Origin of the sequence: Variovorax sp. Sphag1AA, from assembly GCF_014192575.1 — a bacterium.
In the GTDB taxonomy this organism is placed as follows: Bacteria; Pseudomonadota; Gammaproteobacteria; order Burkholderiales; family Burkholderiaceae_C; genus Variovorax.
This window is the reverse complement of record NZ_JACHYC010000004.1, coordinates 276,543-301,070: the sequence shown is the minus strand read 5'-3', so window position 1 is coordinate 301,070 and position 24,528 is coordinate 276,543. Positions and strand designations below refer to the sequence as shown.

The following is a 24,528-nucleotide window of genomic DNA, read 5'->3' as shown; positions in this document are numbered from 1 at the left end:
CAACCGATCGAACCATCGGAGGAGGGCTCGCCAGGCACCCTGAAAGCAATTGCACCGACGATGGCAGCGAACACCGAATTCCTCTTCACCGACAGCGACTTCGCCAAAGTGCGAACGCTGATCCACCGCCGTGCTGGCATCGCCCTTGGCGAGCAGAAGCGACAGATGGTCTACAGCCGTCTGTCCAGGCGATTGCGCGAACTGCGGCTGCCCGAGTTCTCGGCCTACCTGGAGATGCTCGAGGCGACCCAGGACGGCGACGAATGGCAGTCGTTCATCAACTCGCTCACCACGAACCTGACCTCCTTCTTTCGTGAGGCGCACCATTTCCCGGTGCTGGCCGAGCATGTGCGAAAGACGCAGCAGCCGGTCACCGTGTGGTGCTCTGCGGCCTCGACGGGCGAAGAGCCCTATTCGATCGCGATCACGCTGATGGAGGCGCTCGGCTCGCGCGCCAGTTCGTCGAAGGTGATCGCGACCGACATCGACACCGCGGTGCTGGCAAAGGCCGAAGCAGGTGTCTTCACCGCCGAGCAGGTCGCCCGCCTGTCGCCCGATCGGCTGCGGCGCTTCTTCAACAAGGGCACCGGCGCCAACGCGGGCAAGGTTCGCGTGCGTCCCGAAGTGGCGGCGATGGTGAAGTTCTCGCGGCTCAATCTGCTCGATCCGTCGTGGGCAGTGAAGGAGCCGGTGGACGCGATCTTCTGCCGCAACGTGATGATCTATTTCGACAAGCCGACGCAAAAGAAGGTGCTCGACCGCTTCGCGCCGCTGCTGAAGCCGGGCGGTCTGCTGTTCGCGGGGCATTCCGAGAACGCGTCGCTGGTCAACCAGACCTTCAAGCCGCTGGGCCATACGGTCTATGAGTTGGCGCGCAGTGCCGCGAAGGCGGTGCCCGCATGAATTCCGTCGCGCCGGGCTCGGTGGCGAGTCATCACTACTTCGATCGTGACGTCGGCAGCATGGCGGTCAAGCTGCTGCCGTCGGAGTACTACGTCACCACCACCGACACGGTGCTCACGACGGTGCTCGGCTCATGCGTGTCGGCCTGCCTCGTAGACATCGACAACGGCGTCGCCGGCATGAACCACTTCATGCTGCCGGACGACGGCGACGCGAGCGCGCGCGACCAGACCGAGTCGATGCGCTACGGCGCCTATGCGATGGACGTGCTGATCCGCGAGCTGCTTCGTTCCGGTGCACGCCGCGAACGGCTCCAGGCGAAAGTCTTCGGCGGCGGCGCGGTTCTCGCCAACATGACAACGCTCAACATCGGCGACCGGAACGCGGACTTCGTGTTGCGCTACCTGCGCGCGGAGCGCATCGCCGTTGCCGCACAGGACTTGCGCGGACCCTACGCGCGGCGCGTGTGCTTCATTCCGTCGAGCGGCAAGGCCGTCGTGCGCAAGCTGCGCGGGCAGGCCGATGTGCAGACCATCCAGCAGGAGGAGAACGAGCTGCTTCGCAAGCTCGCCGCTCCTCGTGCGACCGCCGGCACGGTGAGGCCGAACAGCATTGCCATCGGCGACACGGGCCTGCTGGTGAAGAACAAAGGAACCTCGTGAGCACGAACAACGCGAACAAGATCAAGGTGCTGTGCGTCGACGATTCGGCGCTGATCCGCAGCGTGATGACCGAGATCATCAACAGCCAACCCGACATGACGGTCGTCGGCACGGCGGCCGATCCGCTGGTCGCGCGCGACCTGATCAAGGTGACCAATCCCGACGTGCTGACGCTCGACGTCGAAATGCCGCGCATGGACGGGCTGGAGTTTCTCGAGAAGCTCATGCGCCTGCGGCCGATGCCGGTCGTGATGGTCTCGTCGCTGACCGAGCGCGGCTCGGAAATCGCGTTCCGGGCGCTGGAACTCGGCGCGATCGATTTCGTGACCAAGCCGCGCCTCGGCGTGCGAGATGGGTTGCTGAACTACACCGAACTGATCGCGGGCAAGATCCGCGCGGCGTCGTGTGCGCGGCTGTTGCCGGCACGTGGCGGCGCCGCCGCCAAGGCGCAGGGCGAGGTCGGGCAGGAGGCACTGCTACGTAGCCCACTCCTGAGTACCGAGAAGCTGATCATCATCGGCGCCTCTACCGGCGGCACCGAGGCCATCCGCGAAGTGCTCCAGCCGCTGCCGCCCGATTGCCCCGCCGTGCTCATCGCGCAGCACATGCCGGCGGGATTCACCAAGTCTTTCGCGCAACGGCTCGACGGCCTGTGCCGCATCACCGTCAAGGAAGCCGAGCACGGCGAGCGCGTGCTGCCGGGCTATGCCTACATCGCGCCGGGTGCGTACCACCTCTCGCTGGCGCGCAGCGGCGCCAACTATGTCGCGCATCTCGACCAGGAGCCGCCGGTCAACCGGCATCGGCCGTCGATCGACGTGCTGTTCGATTCCGCGGCAAAGCATGCGGGCAAGAACGCGATCGGAATGATCCTCACCGGCATGGGCAAGGACGGGGCCGAGGGCCTCCTGCGCATGAAGAAGGCCGGCGCCCATACGTTGGCGCAGGACGAAGCGAGCTGCGTGGTCTTCGGCATGCCGAAGGAAGCAATTGCATTGGGCGCGGCCGATGAGGTCGCGCCTTTGAGTGAGATGAGCCGGCGCGTGCTGGCTCACCTACGCACCTTCGGTGCGCGAACGAATCGCGTGTGATGGAAACGGCAGTGAACTTTTGGAGTGAATGAACGTGATTGACAAGAGCATCAAGATCCTGGTTGTGGACGACTTCCCGACCATGCGGCGCATCGTGCGCAACCTTCTGAAGGAACTCGAATTCCTCAACGTCGACGAGGCCGAGGACGGCGCGGCGGGCCTGGAGAAGTTGCGCGGCGGCAGCTTCGGGTTCGTGGTGTCGGACTGGAACATGCCCAACATGGACGGCCTGACGATGCTGCAGAACATCCGCGCCGATCCGGAGCTGTCGAAGCTGCCGGTGCTGATGGTGACCGCCGAGGCCAAGAAGGAAAACATCGTGGCCGCCGCGCAAGCCGGTGCGAACGGTTACGTGGTCAAGCCTTTCACCGCCGCCACGCTGGAAGAGAAGATCACCAAGATCTTCGAGAAGTTGGCCAAGTGACCTTTTGCGGTGCGCATCGCGCATTGCGGAGCAAATCAAATGAATCAAACCAACGACAACGATCACGGGAACACCGCTGAGGAGTTGCTGGGTCGCATCGGGCAGCTGACGCGCCAGCTGCGCGAAGGCATGCGCGAACTGGGCCTCGACAAGCAGGTCGAAAAGGCCGCGCAGGCGATCCCCGGTGCGCGGGACCGCCTCAACTACGTGGCGGAAACCACCGAACGTGCGGCGCATCGCGCGCTGAACGCGATCGACATCGCCCAGCCGCTGCAGGAAGGACTCGCCACCGACGCCAAGGGCCTGACCCAGCGTTGGGACGAGTGGTTCAAGAGCCCGGTCGAACTCGATCACGCACGCCAGCTCGTGATGGACACCCGCGAGTACCTGGGCGACGTGCCGCAGAAGGCCAGCGCGATCAACGCACAGCTCATGGAGATCCTGATGGCGCAGGACTTCCAGGATCTGACCGGCCAGGTCATCAAGAAGATGATGGAAGTGGTCAACGAGGTCGAGACGCAACTGCTGCAGGTTCTGATCGACAACTCGCCCGCCGAGAAGCGGCAGGAAATCGCCTCCAGCAGCCTTCTGAACGGCCCGCAGATCAAGGCCGGCAATCCGGAAGCCGTGACCGATCAGTCGCAGGTTGACGACTTGTTGGCAAGCCTGGGCTTTTGAGCGCGTAGCGGCGAGCGCACGAGGGCAGCGCAACGCCTTTGCTGCGTCGATTGAATGGGCAACGTCGCTGAGGTTTTCCGGTGCCAGAATGGGCGGGCTCCGATGTGCGGAGCTAGACGACTTCGCGCAAAAGTGAACAAGGGTTCGGCGCGGCGGTCGGTACTTCCATCAGGGAGAAAAAATGAAAACCGAACTTGTGCAATCGTTGACTCAGACTTTCGAGGGGCATGCCCAACAGACGGAAACCGGTGTCGAATATTGGCTGGCCCGCGACCTCCAGCACTTGTTGGGCTACAGCAAGTGGGACAACTTTCTGAATGTTGTCTCCAAGGCAAAGACTGCGTGTGAAGTCTCCGGTCATGCCATGGCGGACCATTTTGCCGACGTCGGGAAAATGGTCGATCTGGGCTCTGGTAGTCATCGGGAAGTAGATGACCTCATGCTCACGCGGTACGCCTGCTACCTCATCGCGCAGAACGGCGACCCGAGGAAGCAGGAGATTGCCTTCGCGCAGACCTACTTCGCCGTCCAGACCCGCCGCGCGGAACTGATCGAACAGCGTCTGCTGGACGCTGAAAGAGTCTCCGCACGCAAGAAGCTGAGCGTCACCGAAAAAGAACTCTCAGACGTGATCTTCGAGCAGACCGGCGGCAACCAGGACTTCGCCCTCATCCGAAGCAAGGGCGACCACGCGCTATTCGGCAGGTCCACCCAGGCCATGAAGGCGCAATGGAAGGTGCCTGATAGCCGGCCGCTGGCGGACTTTGCTCCGACCATTCTTCTGAAGGCCAAGGACTTTGCCACCGAGATCACCATCTTCAACACCCGCGAACACGGCTTGGGCAATGAGCAGGCGATCTCCAAAGAGCACATCACCAACAACGAAGCGGTGCGCCAGACCCTGCTTGAACGGGGCATCCGTCCGGAAAGCCTTCCGGCGGCAGAAGACGTGAAAAAAGTCGAACGCCGGCTCGCCTCCGAAAGCAAGAAGGCCCTCGAAAACCCGGGCGCGCTAGATCCCTGATTGCCCGAGAAGGGGCCAGTTACCCCCCTTGATCGGGCGATTGTTCCAGCCCGGTGGATCGAATAATCAGCCACGAGCCGGTGGTATTCACCGATGCTCGATGGAGCATGAATGGCTGAGGAAAGCGATCTCGAAAAAACGGAACCTGCCTCTGCGCGGCGCCTGGAGAAGGCGCGCGAAGAAGGCAACGTCGCCCGGTCCCGCGAGCTGACCACGCTGGTCATGCTGGGCACCGCCATTGGTGGCCTGTGGTTCACCGCCGGGTCGCTCGGCGGCACCATGGAGCATGCGTTGCGCAAGGGCCTGCGCTTCGAACGCGACTCTGCGTTCGATGCATCGCACATGATGGTCCAGGCTGGCTCGATGGTGGCGCATGCGCTCATCGCTGTTGCACCGCTGTTCGTGATGATGGTGGTGGCCGCGGTGGTCGCGCCGATGATCCTCGGCGGCTGGCTCTTCTCCGGCAAGGCGGTATCTCCCGACTTCGGAAAGCTCAATCCGGTCGCGGGCATCGGGCGGATGTTTTCCACGCAGTCGCTCGTGGAGCTGATCAAGGCGCTGTCGAAGTCGGCGCTGATTGGCGGCGTGGCCTACCTGGTGATCGCACGCGACCTCGACGGCGTGATGCAGCTCATGGTGCTGCCGGTGACCGCGGCCATTCCGCAGACGATCATGATGGTCGCGCGCGACTGCGCCCTGATTGCCGCCGCGCTGCTGGTGGTCGCGATGATCGACGTGCCTTGGCAGCTCTTCAGCTACTACCGCAAGCTGCGCATGTCGCGCGAGGACCTTCGCCAGGAGCACAAGGAAAGCGAAGGCGATCCGCAGATCAAGGCGCAGATCCGCCGCCAGCAACAGGCGATCGCGCGGCGCCGGATGATGTCCGAGGTGCCGAAAGCCGACATCGTCGTGACGAACCCGACCCACTTCGCAGTGGCCCTGAAGTACGTCGACGGTGACATGCGCGCCCCGCGCGTGGTCGCCAAGGGCACGGACCTGATCGCGCAGCGCATTCGCGAGCTGGCGGTCCAGCACAAGGTGGCGGTGCTCGAAGCGCCGCCGCTGACACGGGCGCTCTACAAGCACACGCGGCTCGGCGACGAGATTCCGTCCGGCCTCTACACCGCAGTGGCTGAAGTGCTTGCCTGGGTCTACCAGCTCAAGCGCTGGAAGGACGAGGGCATCGGCGAAGCGCCGCGCACACCGACCGACCTGCCGATCCCTGAGGCGCTCGCCTACACACCGAGTCACGCATGAATTCCGTCGCCAATCTGATGCGTCTGCCGACGCAATTCCTCTCCGGCAACCAGTTCAAGGGCCTGGCGGGGCCGATCCTCATCATCCTCATCCTGAGCATGATGGTGTTGCCGCTGCCGCCGTTTCTGCTCGACCTGCTGTTCACCTTCAACATCGCAATGTCGGTGATGGTGCTGCTGGTCAGCATGTACACCATGAAGGCGCTGGATTTCGCGGCCTTCCCGGCGGTGCTTCTGTTCTCGACGCTGCTTCGCCTGTCGCTGAACGTCGCGTCCACGCGCGTGGTGCTCATGCATGGCCACACCGGGCCCGACGCGGCCGGCAAGGTGATCGAGGCTTTCGGCCACTTCCTCGTCGGCGGCAACTTCGCGGTCGGCGTGATGGTGTTCATCATCCTCGTGATCATCAACTTCATGGTGATCACCAAGGGTGCGGGTCGTATCGCGGAAGTCGGTGCGCGCTTCATGCTCGACGCGATGCCCGGCAAGCAGATGGCAATCGACGCCGACCTCAATGCCGGCCTGATCGGCGAGGACGTGGCCCGCAAGCGCCGCACCGAAGTTGCGCAGGAAGCCGACTTCTACGGCTCGATGGACGGTGCCAGCAAGTTCGTGCGCGGCGACGCGGTCGCGGGTCTGATGATCATGGTCATCAACATCATCGGTGGCCTGGTGGTTGGCGTGGTGCAGCACGGGCTGGACTTCTCGACCGCCGGCACGACCTACACGCTGCTCGCGATCGGCGACGGCCTGGTCGCGCAGATCCCGGCACTGGTCATCTCGACGGCGGCCGGTGTGATCGTCTCGCGCGTGACCACGGAAGAAGACGTGGGGCGCCAGCTCACCGGTCAGCTCTTCTCGAACCCGCAAGTGTTGTTCCTGACGGCCGGCATCATCGGCCTGATGGGGATGATCCCCGGCATGCCGAACCTCGCCTTCCTGCTGATCGCAGGTGCTCTGGCGTGGGGTGGACGGGCACTGTTGCGCCGCAAGCCGCGCGAGACGGCCGAGCAGGCCGCGGTCACGAAGATTGCGCTCGCACCGACTGCGGAGGCGACCGAGGCCACGTGGGATGACGTCGCGATGGTCGATCCGCTCGGCATGGAAGTCGGCTATCGCCTGATTCCGCTGGTGGACCAGACGCAGCAAGGCGAACTGCTGGGGCGCATCAAGAGCATCCGCAAGAAGATCGCGCAGGAGATCGGCTTCCTGGTGCCGGTGGTGCACATCCGCGACAACCTGGAGATCAAGCCCAACAGCTACGTCATCAGCCTGAAGGGTGTGGAGATCGGTCGCGGCGAAGCCTTCCCGAACCAGTGGATGGCGATCAACCCCGGACAAGTCACGGGCAGCCTGCCCGGCACGCCGACGACGGACCCGGCCTTCGGCCTGCCCGCAGTGTGGATCGACGGCAACCTGCGCCAGCAGGCGCAAATCTACGGCTACACCGTGGTCGATGCGTGCACCGTGATGGCGACGCACCTGAACCACCTGATCCAGACGCACGCGGCGGAACTGCTCGGCCGGCAGGAAGTGCAGCAACTGCTCGACCAGATCACCAAGACCGAGCCGAAGCTCACGGAAGACCTCGTGCCCAAGGTCGTGTCGCTCAGCACGCTGCACAAGGTGCTGCAGAACCTGCTGGACGAGGAAGTCTCAATCCGCGACATGCGCACGATCCTCGATGTCATCGCCGAGCACGCGCCCACGATCAAGGATGCGACCGAGCTCACCTCGATGGTCCGCCTGGCATTGGGCCGCGCGATCACGCAGCAGTTGTTCCCGGGCGACTCCGAGCTGCACGTGATCGGCCTCGATGCATCGCTCGACGCAGTCCTGCAGCAGGCCATGACCAGCAGCAGCGGCATCGAACCCGGCCTGGCCGACAACCTGCTGCGCCAGACGCAAGCGGCCATCACGCGCCAGGAGCAGATCGGCCTTGCGCCCGTGCTCGTGGTGCAGCACTCGCTGCGCGTGCTGCTCGCGCGCTTCCTGCGCCGCAGCCTGCCTCAACTGAAGGTGCTCTCCCACGCGGAGATCCCTGACACCCGAAACATCAAGATCACCGCCACCATTGGAGGAAGAGCGTGAGTATCCCGACTAACGTGCGGACCACGGCCCGCAGATTCGTTGCCGCAACCAGCCGCGAGGCACTGCGCCTTGTGCGCGAGGCGCTCGGCGCGGAAGCCATCGTTCTCAGCAACCGCGCATCGGCCGAAGGGGTCGAGATCGTGGCGATGGTGGAGAGCGACGTGACCGAGGCGCTGCAGAACGCCGCACCGGTTGCACCTGCTCCGCTCGTCGCGCCAGTAGTGCCCGCTGCACCCGTCGTTGCTGCCGCTAAAGCGCCAGCACCGGTGGCTTCGGCGCCAGCGCCCGTGGTTCAGGCACCAGCGATTGAGGCCAGGCCCGAGCCGCAACCCGACACGCAGCAAACCGATGTGGTGCTCAACGAGCTCCACTCGATGCGCGGCATGATCGAGGAGCAACTCGCCAGCGTCGTGTGGAACGACAAGCAGCGCCAGGACCCGGTCCGTGGCCGCCTGCTGCGCACGCTGCTCGGCGCAGGCTTCAGCGCGCGTCTGTCGAAGGCGCTGCTCGAGAAGCTGCCCACCGGCCAGACCTACGCACAGGGCATGGCCTTCGCGCGCTCGGAGCTGATCCGCGCGCTGCCGGTGCATGAAGACGAAGACGCGCTGCTGTCGCAAGGCGGCGTGTACGCCCTGATGGGCCCGACCGGCGTCGGCAAGACCACCACCACCGCCAAGCTGGCCGCGCGCTGCGTGATGCGCTTCGGCGCCGACAAGCTCGCGCTGGTGACCACCGACAGCTACCGGATCGGCGCCTACGAGCAGTTGCGCATCTACGGCCAGATTCTCGATGTGCCGGTCTACGGCGTGAAGGACGCTGCCGACCTGCATCTGGTGCTGCAGGATCTGCGCGACAAGCACATGGTGCTCATCGACACCGTGGGCATGAGCCAACGCGACCGCGCCGTGTCGGACCAGATCGCGATGCTATGCAGCACGCATCGGCCGGTGAAGCGGCTGCTGCTGCTGAACGCGACGAGCCACGGCGACACCCTCAACGAAGTGGTGCACGCCTATCGCCACGGCGGCGGCAACGAGCTTGCAGGCTGCATCTTCACGAAGATGGATGAGTCCACGCACCCGGGCGCGCTGATCGACACCGTGATCCGCCATCGCCTGCCGGTGCACTACATCTCCAGCGGCCAGAAGGTGCCCGAGAACCTGATGCCCGCCGATCGCGCGCAACTGGTGGACAGCGTCTTCCAGCCGCGACGCCATAACCCGCTGTTCGTGCCTTCGGAAGTCGAGATGCACGACGAGCCCGCAGGCGCGGCACCCTCGGCGCAGGTGGTGCAGGCACAGGCCGAGGCCGATCGCCTGCGCACGCAGTACCAGAACCTCATCCGCGCGATGGCGCACGACGCGCAGGAACTGGCGACCGCCGCCGGTGCATTGGCCGGCGCGCAGATCGGCTTCGAGGCAGCGCGTCGTCTGTGGCGCCATGCCGGTGACGAAAGCATCAGCCAGAAGGCGGTGCAGGACGACCTGATGGTTCACGCCCGCAGCGAGATCGCCGTCGGCTGCGACAGCCACGTGCTCGCCTTGTCGGGTCAGGTGGGTCTTCGCTCGAACGCAGGGGACGATGTCTACGAGTGCCAGAGCAGCCTTCTGCTGTCGGACCGCAGCGGCCAGCCGCTGTCGGCACCGAACCAATGGCTCTCCACCGCGGCGACGCGAAGCACCGATGCGCGCCGCAAGCCCGGCGCGCGCCAGGTGCAGTGGCTGCGCCAGCAGGCGCTGGGCAAGCCGGTGGTGCACTTGCTGCCGCGGATGCCCGCAGTCGAACTGATGGCCGAATGGCAGTCCCAGAACCAGCAGTGGCTTGCGCGCGTGCCCGGCTCCACCAGCGTGATCGAGCTGCGCACCGGTGAGTCGAGCGCACTGGCGCGCATCGATGCCGAATTCAGCGAGCCGGTGCCTACCGTCTTCAAGGGCAAGCCGGCGATGCAGTGCGAAGCCCATGCGATGGTCCAGCTGCGCGTGAGTGCGGACAAGCCCGCACTGCCGCCGTTGTGCGGCGTGGTGCGGCGAGTGCTCGACGAGCGCGGCCAGAAGATCCTCGCGCAGACCTGCCTGCTCTCGAACGTGGACATGCGCGTCACGGCGCGCCAGCTCGCGCAGTGGCAGGCTTGGGCCGCCGATGCTGAGCCGTGCTTCCGCCTGATTCGCCAAGGGTTGCAGCTCGCGGGCGGCATGGGCGAACTCGGCGATCCGGACATGCTGAAGCGCCTGTTGATCGCGGGCCAGGTGACCACGACTGCGTGGCGCCTGTTGCACGCCAAGGGCGAATGGGCAGACCGCGCGCGCATGCTGCTCAACGAGTTGACCGGCCGCCCCGCGCGTTCGAGCCGGCCGCTCACAGGCAATGCGCTGTACCTGGGCGTGAGCAAGCTCTTCGTGCTGCTGGAGGCCCTCGGCACGGAATCGACCGCGCCGATCCAGTCGCAACTGCGCGCCATCGAGAAGCAGGCTTGAGGAGCACCGCATGAGCAAGCTGGTTGCGGATCAGGCGGACGGACTGCGCCGCCTCCTGGCGAACACGCAGACGCGCGTCATTGCGATCGCCGGCATGAGCCGCGGCGATGGCGTGACGACCACCGCGATGAATCTCGCGGCGGCGCTGGTGCATCAGGGCAAGGATGTGTCGCTGGTCGACGAGCAGCGTCCCGGCCACGGTTCCGTCGCTGCCGTGTGGGGCATCGAAGTGCCGGGCGTGGCGGCTGAATGCGGCGTGGAAGTGCTGCCGACGCCGCATCCATCAGCCGATCCGCGGGCGTTCCGCCATAGCGGGGTGGTGCTGATCGATGCCGCGCTCGACGAAGAAGGGCGGCTGTCGCCACTCGCGCAACAGGCGGACGAGCTGGTGCTGGTGCTGCAGCCCAACGCAGCCTCCGTCACGACGGCCTACGCGGGCATCAAGCGCCTGCACTATGCGCACGGCCTGATGCAGCTTCGCTTCCTGGTCAACCGCGCATCGGGCATCGACGAGGCGCAGAAGATCATGACCAATCTCGCCAACACCGGCAGCCGCTATCTCGCGGTATCGCTGGAGCCGGCGGGCTGGGTTCATGCCGATGCGCACCATGCCGACGCGCGGCGCCTCGGCCGCACGGTGGTCGAGGCTTTTCCGGCAAGTCCGGCCGCAGTGGACTTCCGTCGAATCGCTTCCGATGTGCTGCGATGGCCGTGGCGCGCACCCGCACGAACCCCGCGCACGAACGACCACGCCATGAACGACAGCCGCATCGCGATGACCGCGACGCGCGCACTCCACATGCCGAGCGCCGCCGTCGCGTAAAGCAGATCAACCCGAACAACGCAACAAGGACCGCACGTGTACACCGCCCAGGGAACCATCGAGAAGTCCCATCTGCTGGAGCAGCACCAGCCGCTGGTGCGCCGCATCGCACTGCAGATGATCGCCAAGCTCCCCGCCAGCGTCGAACTCGACGACCTGATCCAGGCCGGCATGATCGGCCTGCTGGACGCATCGAGCCGCTACCAGGACAACAAGGGTGCGCAGTTCGAGACCTTCGTGAGCCAGCGAATCCGCGGCGCGATGCTCGACGAACTGCGCTCCAGCGACTGGGGCTCGCGCGGACTGCGCCAGTCCGCGCGGAACGTGGAGAAGGCCATCCAGAAGCTCGAGCATCGCCTCGGCCGGCCGCCCAGCGAGGGCGAGATCGCCAAGGAACTCAAGATGGAGCTGGAGGCCTACCAGTCGCTCCTGCAGGAGATTCAGGGCTGTCAGCTTCTCTACGTGGAGGACTTCGCCAAGGGCGAATCCGAGAACCCGTTCATCGACCTGCATGCGCAGGACGCGCGACGCAGCCAGCGCAGCAGCGACGATCCGTTGGAGCAATTGCTCGAAAGCGGCTTCCGCCATCAGCTGGTGGAAGCGATCCAGGAACTGCCGGAGCGCGACCAGCTCCTGTTGAACCTCTACTACGAAGAAGAGCTGAACCTGCGCGAGATCGGCGCGATTCTTGAAGTGAGCCAGAGCCGCGTATGCCAGCTTCACAGCCAGGCGATCAGCCGGCTGCGGGCCAAACTGAAAGAGCTTCTGTAGAAGCCCGGCGGATCGAGACGGCCGTCAGGCCATCACGCGGCCCGGTGCCCTGCGTCCCCATCCTTGGGGCAGATCGCGAAGCACCGCCTGAGCGTCGAGCGAGCGGATCGCCACCGAGGTGTCGCCCGGGATGCGACCCTGCGCCACCATGGCCTCGTAGCGCAGCGCGCTCACGCGCAGGAAGGACGCGAAGTTGCCGACTTCCCCGCGCGCCGCAACCAGTTCGTCGTACAGCTTCTCGATCAGCTGCACCACGCCCATGTCGTCGCGGGCGGCGATTTCTTCCAGCACCTGCCAAAAGAGGTTCTCGAGCCGGATGCTCGTGACCACGCCATGAAGACGGACCGAGCGTGTCCGGCTGTCGTAGCTCTGGGGATCGGCGCTGATGAAAACTTCGCACATGAGTCTTCTCCTGTGGCAGGGCGGGCGACGCGGTGCATGACTGTAGCGCCGCCGTTCGATCGCTGCTATCGCCGCTGGCTCAGGTCTCGATGCGCGTACCGAGCACCTTCAGAAACTGCCCGATCCACGCCGGATGCGCCGGCCATGCCGGTGCGGTGACGAGGTTGCGGTCGGTCACTGCCTGGTCGACTGGAATACCCATGTATTCGGCGCCGGCCAGTTCCACCTCGACCTGGCAAGCAGGGTAGGCGGAGACCTTGCGGCCTTTGAGCAGCCCCGTGGCTGCCAGCAACTGGGCGCCGTGGCAGACGGCGGCCAGCGGCTTGTCGGCTTCCAGGAAATGGCGCGCGATCTCGACCACACGGGTGTTCATCCGGAGGTATTCCGGCGCACGGCCGCCCGGGATCACCAGCGCGTCGTAGGCCTCGGGATGCACATCGGCAAAGTTGGCGTTGAGCGTGAAGCGGTGTCCCGGCTTCTCGCTGTAGGTCTGTGCGCCTTCGAAATCGTGGATGGCGGTGTGCACCCAGTCGCCGGCCTTCTTGTCCGGCGCCACCGCGTGGACGGTGTGGCCCACCGCCAGCAGGGCCTGGAACGGCACCATGGTTTCGTAGTCCTCCGCGTAGTCGCCGCAGAGCATCAGGATCTTGCGTGTCATCGGTGTCTCCTTTGGATTGGTTGCTGACCATTGTTCTGGAGGCACGACGGGAGGTGGTAGCAGTCGGTTGTGACACCCATTGAAACTTGCGACTCGTCTATCATGCCGCCGGAGTGCCAACCAACGTCCGGAGGGATACCGAGATGAGGAGAGTCACCCTTGCCACCTTTGCCGTGGGCGCGCTGAGCGCGGCCGGCATGGCGTCAGCGCAGACCAGCGCGGTCCAGAGTTTCAGTGGCGGCAGCAGCGTCACGCTCTTCGGCATCGCCGACGTGACCTACGGCTACGGCAGCGGCAGCATCGCGAGCAAGTCCCAGCTCTACAGCGGCGGCAACACCGCATCGCGGCTCGGGTTTCGCGGCGTGGAGGATCTGGGCGGCGGGATGGCCGCGGGGTTCTGGCTGGAAGCGGGCCTGAACATCGACGACGGCTCGACAGGCACGACCAACACCAACAACCAGTCGAACGGCTCCGTCGGCGGATTCAACTTCAATCGTCGCGCGACGGTCAGCCTGATGGACTTCTGGGGCGAAGTGCGCGCGGGCCGCGACTTCACGGCGCACTACCGCAACCGCACCGACGTCGATCCCTTCAGCAACAACGGCGTCGGCACCAGCCAGCCGCAGGCCGGCTCGATCGGCGGGCCCACGTCCACGCGCGCATCGAACATCGTTGCGTACTACCTGCCGCCCAATCTTGGTGGATTCTTCGGCGAGGTGGAGTACTACTACGGCGAGAACGGATCGCCTTCGCCGATCGAGGACGACGGCAACGGCTACAGCGGGCGTGTCGGCTATGCCAACGGACCGTTCGCGATCGCCCTGGCGGCCGGCAGGACGAAGTTCGCACGCACGACCACCAACGGCGACATCGATTCGGCCAACCTCGGCGTCTCGTGGGACTTCAAGGTCGTGAAGGTCATGGGCGGCTACTACCGCGACAAGGTGGACAAGGTCGGGGAGCTGACCGGCACGGGCTATCTGGTCGGCGCGATCGTGCCCATCGGGTTCGACCAGATCAAGGTCTCGTGGTCCACCTACGGCACCGATGCGGTGAGCGATCCGACCGCGCGCAAATGGGCCTTCGGCTACGTCTACAACTTCTCGAAGCGCACCGCGGTCTACGCCACCTATGCGCGCGTAAACAACAGCGGCGGCTCGACGGCGGCGGTGAACGGAAGCATCACCGATGCCAATCGCAACTCGAGCGGCTATGACCTCGGCATGAAGCTCAGCTTCTGATCACACGCGAAGAAAGCGTTCTGCCAGCAACACCCAATAGGCGGAGCCGATCGCGACATTGGCGTCGTTGAAGTCGTAGCCCGGGTTGTGGACCATGCAGGCGCCATGGCCGTCGCCTTCTCCGTCGCCGTTGCCGATCAGCACATAGCTGCCCGGCACCTTCTCGAGCATGAACGCGAAGTCTTCGCTGCCGGACAGCGGCTGTCCCTGCAGCGTGACGCGATCGGCGCCCACCAGCTCGGTGGCCACCTCGCGTGCGAAGGCGGTTTCCTCCGGCGTATTGACGAGCACCGCGTACCCGGGCCGCCAGTCGACCTTCGCCTGCACGTCGAAACTTTCGGCCTGCGACTGAATGACCGACTTGATGCGCTTCTCCAGCGTGGTGCGGACCTCGCGGTCGAGCGCGCGGACGCTGAGTTCGAGCGTTACGGTCTGTGGAATCACGTTGTTGGCCTTGCCGGCGTGGATCGCGCCCACCGTGACCACCGCCATCTGCAACGGATCGATGTTGCGCGACACGATGGTCTGCAACGCCATCACGATGCTCGCCGCGGCGACGATGGGGTCGGCGGTGCGATGCGGCAGCGCGCCGTGTCCGCCCACGCCGGTCAGCGTGACCGTGGCGTAGTCCGACGAAGCCATCGCCGCGCCTTCGCGCAGCACGAGCCGGCCCTGCGGCATGCCGGGCATGTTGTGCATCGCGAAGACCGCGTCGCAGGGGTACTTGTCGAAGAGGCCGTCTTCCATCATCCGCAGCGCGCCGCCGCCACCTTCTTCGGCCGGCTGGAAGATCAGGTTCAGCGTGCCGTCGAAGCGGCCGCGATGGGCCAGATGATGGGCGGCCGCGAGCAGCATCGCCGTATGACCGTCGTGCCCGCAGGCGTGCATCACACCCGAATGACAGCTCGAATAGGCGAGGCCGGTGGCTTCGTCGATCGGCAGGGCGTCCATGTCGGCGCGGATGCCAAGCTGGCGCTTGCCACTGCCCCGGACCATGCGGCCGACGACGCCCGTGCCACCGAGGCCGCGCTCGACCTCATAGCCCCACGCTTCGAGCTTCTCGGCCACCAGCGAGGACGTGCGGTGCTCGTCGAAGGCGAGTTCGGGATGCTGGTGGATGTCGCGGCGCAGTCCGATGAATTCGTCGGCCTGTTGGTGCAGTTGGTCGAGCAGGGCGTTGGTCATCGGGTTTCCTTACTGCGGCTGCAGATTGATGGTTTTGGCGATCGCGCGGTAGCGAGCGGTTTCAGTTTCGTAGAACTTGGCAGCTTCCGCCAACGTCATCGGAGGGGAGGCGAGCTGTGTCTGCACCGCCAGTTGCGAACGCACCGACGGGTCCTTCAGCGTCGCGCCGATGGCCTTGTGCAGACGCTGCACCACGTCTTCAGGTGTGTTCTTCGGCACCATGAAGCCGCTCCAGATCTTGTACGAGAAGTCCTTGAGCTCCTTGCCTTCGCTCACGGTCGGTACGTCCTTGAGCAGTTCGGAGCGCTGTGCGCCGAGCTGGCCGAGCAGTTTGAGGCGGCCCTGGTCGGCCATCGCGCCCATCGCCGCGCTGTAGACCAGCACCGCGAAATCCACCTGGCCGCCGCCGATGTCGGTCAGGAGCGGGGCGTTGCCCTTGTAGGGCGCATGAATCATCTGCGTACTGGTGCGGTGCTGCACGTCTTCCATGATCAGGTGGTAGAGCGATCCGACACCGACGCTGCCGTAGGTGAGCGGCTTGTCCTTGGACTTGCGTGCGAGCGCGATCAGCTCGTCGACGCTGTTGGCCGGCAGGTCCTTGCGCGCGACGAAGACCATCACCGCATCGGTCATCGGGTGGACCAGCCGGAAGTCCTCGGCCTTGAGCTTGACCGCCGCGTTGGCCAGGGGCGCAAGGATCACTTCATTGGGCGAACCCTGGAAGAGGTAGTAGCCGTCGGCTGGCGCTGAAAGCACCTTCTGCGCTGCGATCGCCCCGGAGGCGCCGCCGAGGTTCTCGACGATCACCGGCTGGCCCAGTTCCTTGCCGAGCGGCGCGGTGAAGATGCGCGCAGCGGCGTCCGACGGGCCGCCCGCGGGGTACGGCACCATGAGATTGACTGTCTTGGTGGGATAGCCCTGGGCGAACACGGCGCCTGCCGCTGCCAGGAGCAGACCGGCGATGGAACGCTGGAAGAACTGTTTCATGGGACTCCTGGGTGCGCTGGCGAGAGCGTCTACGTGTGTTGGATGACGAAGGCGTGACCGGAAATCGGGCCGCGCTCGCATCGTAGGAGTGAGTCATGAGAACATCCAATGCATTGTTGTGCGAAATAGCATGAGTTCAATGCATACATCCAGGCGAGGTTTCCCATGACGCTTGTTCAGCTCAGGCACCTGATTTCGCTGGCGGAAAGCGGGTCGTTCAGCAAGTCCGCGCAGGCGCTCTACATCACCCAACCGGCGCTCAGCCGGAGCATCCGTGCCCTGGAGGATGAGCTCGGGATGCCGCTGTTCGACCGGGTCGGGCGGCGAATCGAGCTCACCGCCTTCGGCCGTGAGGTCGTCGCGCGTGCCGGGCAACTCGTGTTCGAAGCCGGGGAATTGCGCGACAGCGGCCGCCGGATGCGGGAAGGCCGCGGCGGCGTGCTTCGCATCGGCATGGGGTCGGGACCCGGCGCGATGCTGATGACGCCGCTGCTCATGCGCATGGCGACACGGCATCCGAAGGTACGGGTGGTCATCGCGCGCGGCGGGACGGACATGCTGGCGCAGTCGTTGCGCGACCGGCTGCTGGATGCGCTGGTGGTCGATGCCCGGTCGCTCAAGCCGGCGGACGATCTCCAGGTGAGCGAGCTTCGAGAAATGCGCGGCGTTTTCATGTGCCGGCGTGGCCATCCGCTGACGCGTCTGCGCAAGGGCGTGACCTTCGAGATGGTGCAGCGCTATCCGATCGCTTCGACGCCGCTCAGCGACGAGGTTGCGCGCGGGTTGATCGAAAGCTACGGCCCCGAAGCGCACCCTGAGCGATGCGTGACCGTGCAATGCGAGGAGGTCGCGAGCCTCGTCGACGTTGCGCGGCAGAGCGATGCGGTGCTACTGGCCATTCGGGCCGCTGCGCCGGATCTGGTCGAACTGAAGATGACGCCGCCGATCGATCGCGTCGCCCGTTTCGGACTGGTGACGCTGCGCCGCCGCACCGAGGCGCCGGGCTTGTCGATCGTGAGGGAATTGATGCAGGAGCTGATGCACGACTGAAGCCGGTGGAGCGTGCGAGACCACCTTTTGGGTGATCTCGCCGTTCTCTTCTCGGTGTGTGACAGCTTGATTTGAAGCGATCTTCGCCTGATTGACGAAGAAATCGGACTTTATCGGTCCCGCTTGACGCGACCCATCAGACTGCTCTTAAGCCAAAGAAAAAGGTCCTGTTGCCATCGACAACAGGACCTTTTCATTTTTGGTGCCGGAGAGATGATTCGAACACCCGACCTTCTCATTACGAATGAGCTGCTCTACCGACTGAGCTACACCGGCTAAGCCCTCGATTATAGCGGGTCGTGGTAGCCCGTTACCCGCTCGACCTCATTTTTTGACCCCAAAACCACAGCGACACGTTCGTGCAGCTTGGTTGGCGCGATGTCCAGGATGCGTTGGCGACCGTTGGTGGCGGCGCCACCAGCCTGTTCCACGAGCCAGCTCATGGGGTTGGCTTCATACATCAGGCGCAGCTTGCCGGCCTTTTCGGGCTCGCGCTTGTCCCACGGATACATGAAGACGCCGCCGCGCATCAGGATGCGATGCACGTCGGCCACCATGCTGGCGATCCAGCGCATGTTGAAGTCCTTGCCGCGCGGGCCTTCCTTGCCGGCCAGGCATTCGTCGATGTAGCGCTTCACCGGGGCGTCCCAGTGGCGCATGTTGCTCATGTTGATCGCGAATTCCTTGGTGTCGGCCGGGATCTTGATGTCTTCCTGCGTCAGCATGAAAGAGCCCTGTTCGCGGTCGAGCGTGAACATCGCGACGCCGTTGCCGACGGTGAGCACCAGCGTGGTCTGCGGGCCGTAGATGCAATAGCCTGCGGCGACCTGCTTGCTGCCGGCTTGCAGGAAGTCGGATTCCTGAACGCCCTGGCCGTGGCCGTTCTCGGGCTTGCGCAGCACGCTGAAGATGGTGCCGATGCTGACGTTGACGTCGATGTTCGACGAGCCATCGAGCGGATCGAATAGCAGCAGGTATTCGCCCTGCGGGTAGCGGTTGGGCACCAGGTGGATGCTGTCCATTTCCTCGCTGGCCATGGCGGCGAGGTGGCCGCCCCATTCGTTGGCCTCGATCAGCACCTCGTTGGCGATGATGTCGAGCTTCTTCTGGATTTCGCCCTGCACGTTCTCGCTCTCGGCGCTGCCGAGCACGCCGCCGAGCGCTCCCTTGTTGACCGCCTGACTGATGCTCTTGCAGGCGCGTGCGACCACTTCGAGCAGCAGCCGGAGCTGGCCGGGGATGAGTCCGTCGGCGCGTTGCTGTTCGACGAGGTAGCGGGTGAGTGAAATTTTCTGAGCCATGGATTTCCTTTGGGGAGGTCAGATCGCTAGCGCGCGTGTGACCACTTCGAGGGTGTCTTTGGAGAGGTCGGGCCGCGCGGCCACGCGCGCAATGGCCTCGCGGGCGGCGCTGCGGTATGGCTCGGCGAGCTTGCTCCAACGGTCGAGCGCACGCGCGAGACGGGCGGCCACCTGCGGGTTGATCGCGTCGAGTTCGATTACACGATCGCTCCAGAAGACGTAACCCGCGGCGTCCGTACGGTGCAGGGCGCCCGGATTGGCGTTGCAGTAGCTGAAGATCACGCTGCGGGCGCGGTTCGGGTTCTTGATCGAGAAATCCGGGTGCTTCATGAGCTGCTTGACCAGCGGCAGGATGTCGCCGCCGCGGTCCGGTGCACCGGCTTGCAGCGAGAACCACTTGTCGATGACCAGCGCCTCGTTCTTGAAGATCTCGTGGAAACGTGCGAGCGCCTGCGCGGCGAGTGCGTGGCCCGACGACACCAGCGCGCTGAGCGCGTTGAAGCGGTCGGTCATGTTGCCCGCGTCCTTGAAGCGCTGCAACGTCTTGCCGGGCCAGATGGCATCGCCCGAGGTTCGCGCGGCAAGGCACAGGTTCACGAGGGCCATGCCGGCGAGCGCGCGGCGTCCCGAGGAGACCGGGTCAGGCGTATAGGCGCCCGTGTCGCGGTTCTGCTCGTAAGCCTGCTCCCAGTCGGCGAAGAGGGCGGTGGCGAGCTGGGCGCGCATGGCTTCGCGCACCGCATGCACGCGCTGCGGATCGACCACGTCGAGCTGTTCGGCGATGTAGGTCTCGGATGGCAGCGTCAGCACCAGTTCCTTGAACGCGGCATCGAGCTGCGGATGGCGCAGCACGCTGCGCATTGCTTCGACGAAGGCGTTGTTCAGCGGCGGCTCGTGCGTGTCCCCAGGCGTCGCGATGGCGCGCAGCGCGGCTCGAAGGGCCAGACGTTGGCCGGCTTCCCAGCGGTTGAAAGGGTCGGTGTCGTTGGCGAGCAGCGTGAGCAGCTGGGCGTCGCTGTAGTCGTAGTCGAGGATCACCGGCGCGCTGAAGCCGCGCAGGATCGACGGCACCGGTTCGACGTCGACGTTGACGAAGGTCAGCTGTTCGCCCGCGCGCGTGAGCACCAGCGTGCGTGTGCCTTGGGTGGCCTCGGCGTCGCCTTCGAGCTGCACCGGCAGTTCGCGGCCGTCCGTGCCGAGCAGGCCGACGTTGACGGGGATGACGAAAGGCTCCTTGACTGGCTGGCCCGGGGTGGGCGGGCAGCTTTGCACGAAGCTCAGCGTGTAGGTGCGTGCCGCCGAGTCGTAGACGCCATGCGCGGTGAGGCGCGGCGTGCCGGCCTGGCTGTACCAGCGCTTGAACTGCGGTAGCAGGCGGGCGAGGTCCGAATCGGGATTGGCATCGGCAATTGCCTGCGCGAAATCGTCACAGGTGACGGCCTGGCCGTCATGGCGCTCGAAGTACAGCGTGATACCGCGCTCGAAGCCCTTGCGGCCGACCAGCGTCTGCATCATGCGCACCACCTCCGCACCTTTCTCGTAGATGGTGACGGTGTAGAAGTTGCTGATCTCGATGTAACTGTCGGGCCGCACCGGGTGGGCCATCGGGCCGGCGTCTTCCGGGAACTGCGCGGTGCGCAGCACGCGGACGTCCTCGATGCGCTTGACCGCGCGGGCGGAGGCCTCCTCGCAGAGGTCCTGGCTGAATTCCTGGTCGCGGAAGACGGTGAGGCCTTCCTTCAGCGAGAGCTGGAACCAGTCGCGGCAGGTCACGCGGTCGCCGCTCCAGTTGTGGAAGTACTCGTGGCCGACGACGCTTTCGATGTTGCCGTAGTCGGCGTCGGTCGCGGTGGCCTGGTTGGCGAGAACGTACTTCGTGTTGAAGATGTTCAGGCCCTTGTTTTCCATCGCGCCCATGTTGAAGTCGCTGGTCGCGACGATCATGAAGCGGTCGAGATCGAGTGAGAGGCCGAAGCGCGCTTCGTCCCACATCACCGAGTTGATCAGCGAGTTCATCGCGTGCTCGGTCTTGTCGAGGTCGCCGGCGCGCACGTACACCTGCAGCAGATGGTCCTTGCCGCTGCGCGCCTTGATGCGCTGTTCGCGCGCGACCAGCTTGCCCGCGACGAGCGCGAACAGATAGCTCGGCTTGCGGAAGGGGTCGACCCACTTCGCGAAGTGGCGGCCTTCGGGCAGATCGCCCTGCTCGACGAGATTGCCGTTGGACAGCAGCACCGGATACGCGGCCTTCGATGCGCGAATCGTGACGGTGTAGCTCGCCATCACGTCCGGACGGTCGAGGAAGTAGGTGATGCGGCGGAAGCCTTCGGCTTCGCACTGCGTGAAGAAGGTGTCCTCGCTCACGAACAGGCCCATGAGCTTGGTGTTCTTGTTCGGGCAGCAGGTGGTGAAGATTTCCAGCTCGAAGGCGTCGGGCAGGTTGTCGATCACGAGCTGGTCGGCTTCCATGCGGAAGGACGCGCCCTGGCCGTCGACGAGTACTCGCGCGAGGTTCAGCTCGTCGCCATCGAGGCGAAGGGGTTCGGGTGCGACCTGCGGATTGCGGCGCAGGCGCATGCGGTTGAGCACGCGCGTCTTGGCGGGGTCCAGGTCGAAGGTGAGGTCGACCGTGTCGATCCAGTAGGCAGGCGCGCTGTAGTCCTCGCGGCGGATCGCGACGGGCTGGTCTTGGGCATCACGCAACAGCATCGAATGTCTCCAGGAAGTTTGAGTTGGCGAGTTCGTTGTAGTCGCGCACGGCCGCAATGACATGCGGCCCTGCGAGTTCTGCGGCACTGTGGGTCGTGCACACGGCGACGGCCATCATGCCGCCGCGGCGGGCGGCTTCGATGCCGAAGGGGGCGTCTTCGAAGACGACGCAGCGCGACGGCGCAACGCCGATGCGCCTGGCGGCTTCGAGGAAGATCGCTGGCTCCGGCTTGCCCGGCAGGCCCTCATCGCCGCCGACGATCGCGTGCGGGTGCGGATCGAGCCGCAGGTTCGTGAGGGTGAAGGCGATGTTGTGCTTGTCGCCCGCGGTGCCGACCGCGATCTTCAGCCCTTTTTCCGCCGCGGACTTCGCGAAGGCGCTGAATCCGGTCACCTCGCGGAACTGCGCGCCGAAGAGTTCGCGGTAGATCGATTCCTTCTCGTGCGTGATCTCGGCGCTCTCGGCCTCGGTCACTTCGCGGCCCATCAGCTCGCACGCGCATTCGAATGCAGTGCGGCCGGTGGTGCGGCGCATGAAGTGCGGCACGTCGATCGCGAGGCCCTTGCGCACCCCGTACTCGACCCATGCCTTGGCATGCCATGGCATGGAGTCGATCATGGTGCCGTCCATGTCGAAGATGAGCGCTTCTACCTTGTGCATCGGGCCTTTCATCAGACGCCTTGCTTCAGCGAGGCTTCGATGAACGGATCGAGGTCGCCGTCGAGCACCTTCTGTGTCGCCGAGATCTCGACGTTGGTGCGCAAGTCCTTGATGCGGCTGTTGTCCAGCACGTAGCTGCGGATCTGGTGGCCCCAGCCCACGTCGGTCTTGCTGTCTTCGAGCTTCTGCTGCTCTTCCATGCGCTTGCGCATCTCATGGTCGTACAGGCGCGAGCGCAGACGCTTCCAGGCAACGTCGCGGTTGCTGTGCTGGCTGCGGCCGTCCTGGCACTGCACGACGATGCCCGTTGGGATGTGCGTCAGACGCACGGCAGAGTCGGTCTTGTTGATGTGCTGTCCGCCCGCGCCGCTGGCGCGATAGGTGTCGGTGCGCACATCGGCCGGATTGATCTCGATCTCGATCGAATCGTCGATTTCCGGGTAGACGAAGATGCTAGCGAAGCTGGTGTGGCGTCCGCCCGACGAGTCGAAAGGCGACTTGCGGACCAGACGGTGGACGCCGGTTTCGGTGCGCAGCAGGCCGAATGCGTAATCGCCTTCCACCTTGATCGTGGCGCTCTTGATGCCGGCGGTATCACCGGGCGTTTCGTCTTCGATCTGCGTCTTGAAGCCCTTGCGCTCGGCGTACTTGAGGTACTGGCGCAGCAGCATGCTGGCCCAGTCGCAGGCTTCTGTGCCGCCGGCGCCGGCCTGGATGTCGACGAAGGCGTTGAGCGGATCGGCCGGATTGCTGAACATCCGACGGAATTCGAGCTGCTTGATGTCGCCTTCGAGCTTGGCGGCGTCATCGGCGATGGCCTGCAGCCCGTCGACGTCGCCTTCTTCCTTCGACATCTCGTAGAGCTCGGTGTTGTCCGAGAGGCCGCTGGTCAGCCGGTCGATGGTGACGACCACGTCATCGAGCGACTTCTTTTCCTTGCCCAGTTCCTGGGCCTTCTTCGGATCGTTCCAGACGTTCGGATCTTCGAGCGATGCGTTGACCGTCCTCAGACGTTCGGCCTTGGCATCGTAGTCAAAGATACCTCCGTAAATCGACCGTGCGGGCGCTCAGGTCCGCAAGGGTTGCGCCGATTTGGTTGATTTGCTCTGCATCCATGGGGTGTCCTGACGGTATTCGGGGAAAACCGCGCATTTTCTCATGTCGTGGAAGGCCGGGTCCCCAGCATGGCGGCGCCCCGGCAGGGGGCATCAAGCAGCGAAGAAATCCTCGATCAGCTCGGCAACGCGGGCAGGCTGGTCGTGATGCAGCATGTGGCCGGCGTCTTCGACGCGGCCGATGCGCACGTCGGGGATTTTTTTCAGGCGCTCGTGGTATTCGTCCAGCGAATACCGACCCTTCCACCACAGGGAAAGGCTGTCGTCGGAGGCTTCGACCGCCAGCACCGGCGCGGTGATGCTGGCATAGAGCGCCAGCATTTCGTCGACCCGGAAGATGTGGGCATTGATGATCTTGTGCGCCGGATCGCCGAGGATTTCCCAGCGGTCGCCGCTATCGCCGTGCGGCTTGGCGACCGACCAGTGCGCGGCGAGCCAGTCCGCCTTGTCCTGCGAAAGGCGTGGATTGGTCTTCATGAGCCGGCGGGCGACGCCATCGACCGCTGAATAGCTCGCGAGATTCATTTCGCCGCGATGCAGGCGCTTGATCTCGTCGATCCACTTGCCGTAGCGCTCGGGCGCCTGCTCGGGCTTGAGGGCCGGCATACCGAAGCCTTCAAGGTTGACCAGCCGGCGGATGCGCTGCGGCCGCACGCCCGAGTACTGCATCGAGACGTTGCCACCCATGCTGTGGCCGACCAGGTCGATCGGACGGTCGCCCGCGTAGTGGTCGAGCAGCCAGTCGAGATCGGCGAGGTAGTCGGGCATCCAGTAGTTGTCGACCTTGCCGCCGTCGGTAAGCCCGAACCCGCGAAAGTCAGGCGCGATGACCCAGCGTTCGTCTTTCATGGCGTCCACCACGAATTGCCACGATGCGGCCACGTCCATCCAGCCGTGCAGCAGCACCAGCGGCGGCCGGTCGGTGGAAGGCTCGCCCCACTGGCGCACGTGATAGCTCAGGTTGCGAACGGGGACGAATTCGCTGCGGGAAACGCGGAGGGCTTGGTACATCGGGCTCGAAT

At 65.0% G+C, this 24,528-nt stretch carries 22 protein-coding genes and 1 tRNA gene; 13 read left to right on the top strand and 10 right to left on the bottom strand.

Going from position 1 to position 24,528, the window contains the following annotated elements; translation table 11 throughout:
* The first annotated feature begins 60 nt into the window (after positions 1-60).
* From FHW64_RS17505 to FHW64_RS17455, 11 genes are all read left to right on the top strand, one after another.
* Positions 61-903: a CheR family methyltransferase gene (locus FHW64_RS17505; RefSeq protein ID WP_184528477.1), complete on the top strand. Its 843-nt coding sequence runs from the start codon at positions 61-63 to the stop codon at positions 901-903.
* Entirely contained in the window at positions 900-1,565 is a 666-nt protein-coding gene (gene cheD, locus FHW64_RS17500; RefSeq protein ID WP_184528475.1) for a chemoreceptor glutamine deamidase CheD, read from the top strand. The genes FHW64_RS17505 and cheD overlap by 4 nt, the downstream gene beginning before the upstream one ends.
* Positions 1,562-2,656, top strand: coding sequence for a chemotaxis response regulator protein-glutamate methylesterase (locus FHW64_RS17495; protein ID WP_184528473.1), 1,095 nt, complete (start codon positions 1,562-1,564; stop codon positions 2,654-2,656). The genes cheD and FHW64_RS17495 overlap by 4 nt, the downstream gene beginning before the upstream one ends.
* A 37-nt stretch (positions 2,657-2,693) precedes the next feature.
* Entirely contained in the window at positions 2,694-3,080 is a 387-nt protein-coding gene (gene cheY, locus FHW64_RS17490) for a chemotaxis response regulator CheY (protein ID WP_184529189.1), read from the top strand.
* Positions 3,081-3,119: 39 nt separating this feature from the next.
* Entirely contained in the window at positions 3,120-3,758 is a 639-nt protein-coding gene (gene cheZ / locus FHW64_RS17485) for a protein phosphatase CheZ (protein ID WP_184528471.1), read from the top strand.
* A gap of 181 nt (positions 3,759-3,939) precedes the next feature.
* A complete protein-coding gene (gene dinD / locus FHW64_RS17480) occupies positions 3,940-4,782 on the top strand; it encodes a DNA damage-inducible protein D (protein ID WP_184528469.1) in 843 nt (280 codons plus the stop codon).
* A 111-nt stretch (positions 4,783-4,893) separates the two neighbouring features.
* Entirely contained in the window at positions 4,894-6,039 is a 1,146-nt protein-coding gene (gene flhB / locus FHW64_RS17475) for a flagellar biosynthesis protein FlhB (RefSeq protein WP_184528467.1), read from the top strand.
* The gene (flhA, locus tag FHW64_RS17470) at positions 6,036-8,129 is read left to right on the top strand and encodes a flagellar biosynthesis protein FlhA (RefSeq protein WP_184528465.1); all 2,094 of its coding nucleotides are present in this window, start codon (positions 6,036-6,038) and stop codon (positions 8,127-8,129) included. Before flhB ends, flhA begins: the two co-directional genes overlap by 4 nt.
* A complete protein-coding gene (gene flhF / locus FHW64_RS17465) occupies positions 8,126-10,603 on the top strand; it encodes a flagellar biosynthesis protein FlhF (protein WP_184528463.1) in 2,478 nt (825 codons plus the stop codon). Before flhA ends, flhF begins: the two co-directional genes overlap by 4 nt.
* Positions 10,604-10,613: 10 nt before the next feature.
* The gene (locus FHW64_RS17460; RefSeq protein WP_184528461.1) at positions 10,614-11,426 is read left to right on the top strand and encodes a flagellar biosynthesis protein FlhG; all 813 of its coding nucleotides are present in this window, start codon (positions 10,614-10,616) and stop codon (positions 11,424-11,426) included.
* Between the two features lie 36 nt (positions 11,427-11,462).
* A complete protein-coding gene (locus tag FHW64_RS17455) occupies positions 11,463-12,197 on the top strand; it encodes an RNA polymerase sigma factor FliA (protein WP_184528459.1) in 735 nt (244 codons plus the stop codon).
* Positions 12,198-12,221: 24 nt separating this feature from the next.
* Here FHW64_RS17455 and FHW64_RS17450 read toward each other — a convergent pair whose 3' ends face one another.
* On the bottom strand, positions 12,222-12,599 hold the full coding sequence (locus FHW64_RS17450) for a ribbon-helix-helix domain-containing protein (protein WP_184528457.1): 378 nt from the start codon (positions 12,597-12,599) through the stop codon (positions 12,222-12,224).
* Between the two features lie 79 nt (positions 12,600-12,678).
* The gene (locus FHW64_RS17445) at positions 12,679-13,257 is read right to left on the bottom strand and encodes a DJ-1/PfpI family protein (RefSeq protein ID WP_184528455.1); all 579 of its coding nucleotides are present in this window, start codon (positions 13,255-13,257) and stop codon (positions 12,679-12,681) included.
* Between the two features lie 143 nt (positions 13,258-13,400).
* Between FHW64_RS17445 and FHW64_RS17440 the strand changes: the two genes are divergently transcribed.
* Positions 13,401-14,498, top strand: a complete 1,098-nt coding sequence (locus FHW64_RS17440; protein ID WP_184528453.1) for a porin — start codon at positions 13,401-13,403, stop codon at positions 14,496-14,498.
* Here FHW64_RS17440 and FHW64_RS17435 read toward each other — a convergent pair whose 3' ends face one another.
* Complete coding sequence (locus FHW64_RS17435; protein ID WP_184528451.1) at positions 14,499-15,683, bottom strand: M20 aminoacylase family protein; 1,185 nt, start codon at positions 15,681-15,683, stop codon at positions 14,499-14,501.
* A 9-nt stretch (positions 15,684-15,692) separates the two neighbouring features.
* Entirely contained in the window at positions 15,693-16,670 is a 978-nt protein-coding gene (locus FHW64_RS17430) for a tripartite tricarboxylate transporter substrate binding protein (protein WP_184528449.1), read from the bottom strand.
* A gap of 165 nt (positions 16,671-16,835) precedes the next feature.
* Between FHW64_RS17430 and FHW64_RS17425 the strand changes: the two genes are divergently transcribed.
* Complete coding sequence (locus tag FHW64_RS17425) at positions 16,836-17,720, top strand: LysR family transcriptional regulator (protein WP_184528447.1); 885 nt, start codon at positions 16,836-16,838, stop codon at positions 17,718-17,720.
* Positions 17,721-17,920: 200 nt separating this feature from the next.
* Here FHW64_RS17425 and FHW64_RS17420 read toward each other — a convergent pair.
* From FHW64_RS17420 to FHW64_RS17395, 6 genes are all read right to left on the bottom strand, one after another.
* Positions 17,921-17,996: transfer RNA gene (locus tag FHW64_RS17420), tRNA-Thr, on the bottom strand.
* A gap of 11 nt (positions 17,997-18,007) precedes the next feature.
* A complete protein-coding gene (locus tag FHW64_RS17415) occupies positions 18,008-19,021 on the bottom strand; it encodes a class 1 fructose-bisphosphatase (protein ID WP_184528445.1) in 1,014 nt (337 codons plus the stop codon).
* Positions 19,022-19,039: 18 nt separating this feature from the next.
* Positions 19,040-21,730 (bottom strand): aminopeptidase N, encoded by a 2,691-nt coding sequence (gene pepN / locus FHW64_RS17410; RefSeq protein ID WP_184528443.1) that lies wholly within the window; start codon positions 21,728-21,730, stop codon positions 19,040-19,042.
* Positions 21,717-22,391 (bottom strand): HAD family phosphatase, encoded by a 675-nt coding sequence (locus FHW64_RS17405; protein WP_184528441.1) that lies wholly within the window; start codon positions 22,389-22,391, stop codon positions 21,717-21,719. Before FHW64_RS17405 ends, pepN begins: the two co-directional genes overlap by 14 nt.
* An 11-nt stretch (positions 22,392-22,402) precedes the next feature.
* A protein-coding gene (gene prfB, locus FHW64_RS17400; RefSeq protein ID WP_184528439.1) for a peptide chain release factor 2 occupies positions 22,403-23,507 on the bottom strand; the annotation gives its coding sequence in 2 pieces (ribosomal slippage) (positions 22,403-23,425 and positions 23,427-23,507; 1,104 coding nt in all).
* A gap of 92 nt (positions 23,508-23,599) precedes the next feature.
* Entirely contained in the window at positions 23,600-24,517 is a 918-nt protein-coding gene (locus FHW64_RS17395) for an alpha/beta fold hydrolase (RefSeq protein ID WP_184528437.1), read from the bottom strand.
* Between the last annotated feature and the right edge of the window lie 11 nt (positions 24,518-24,528).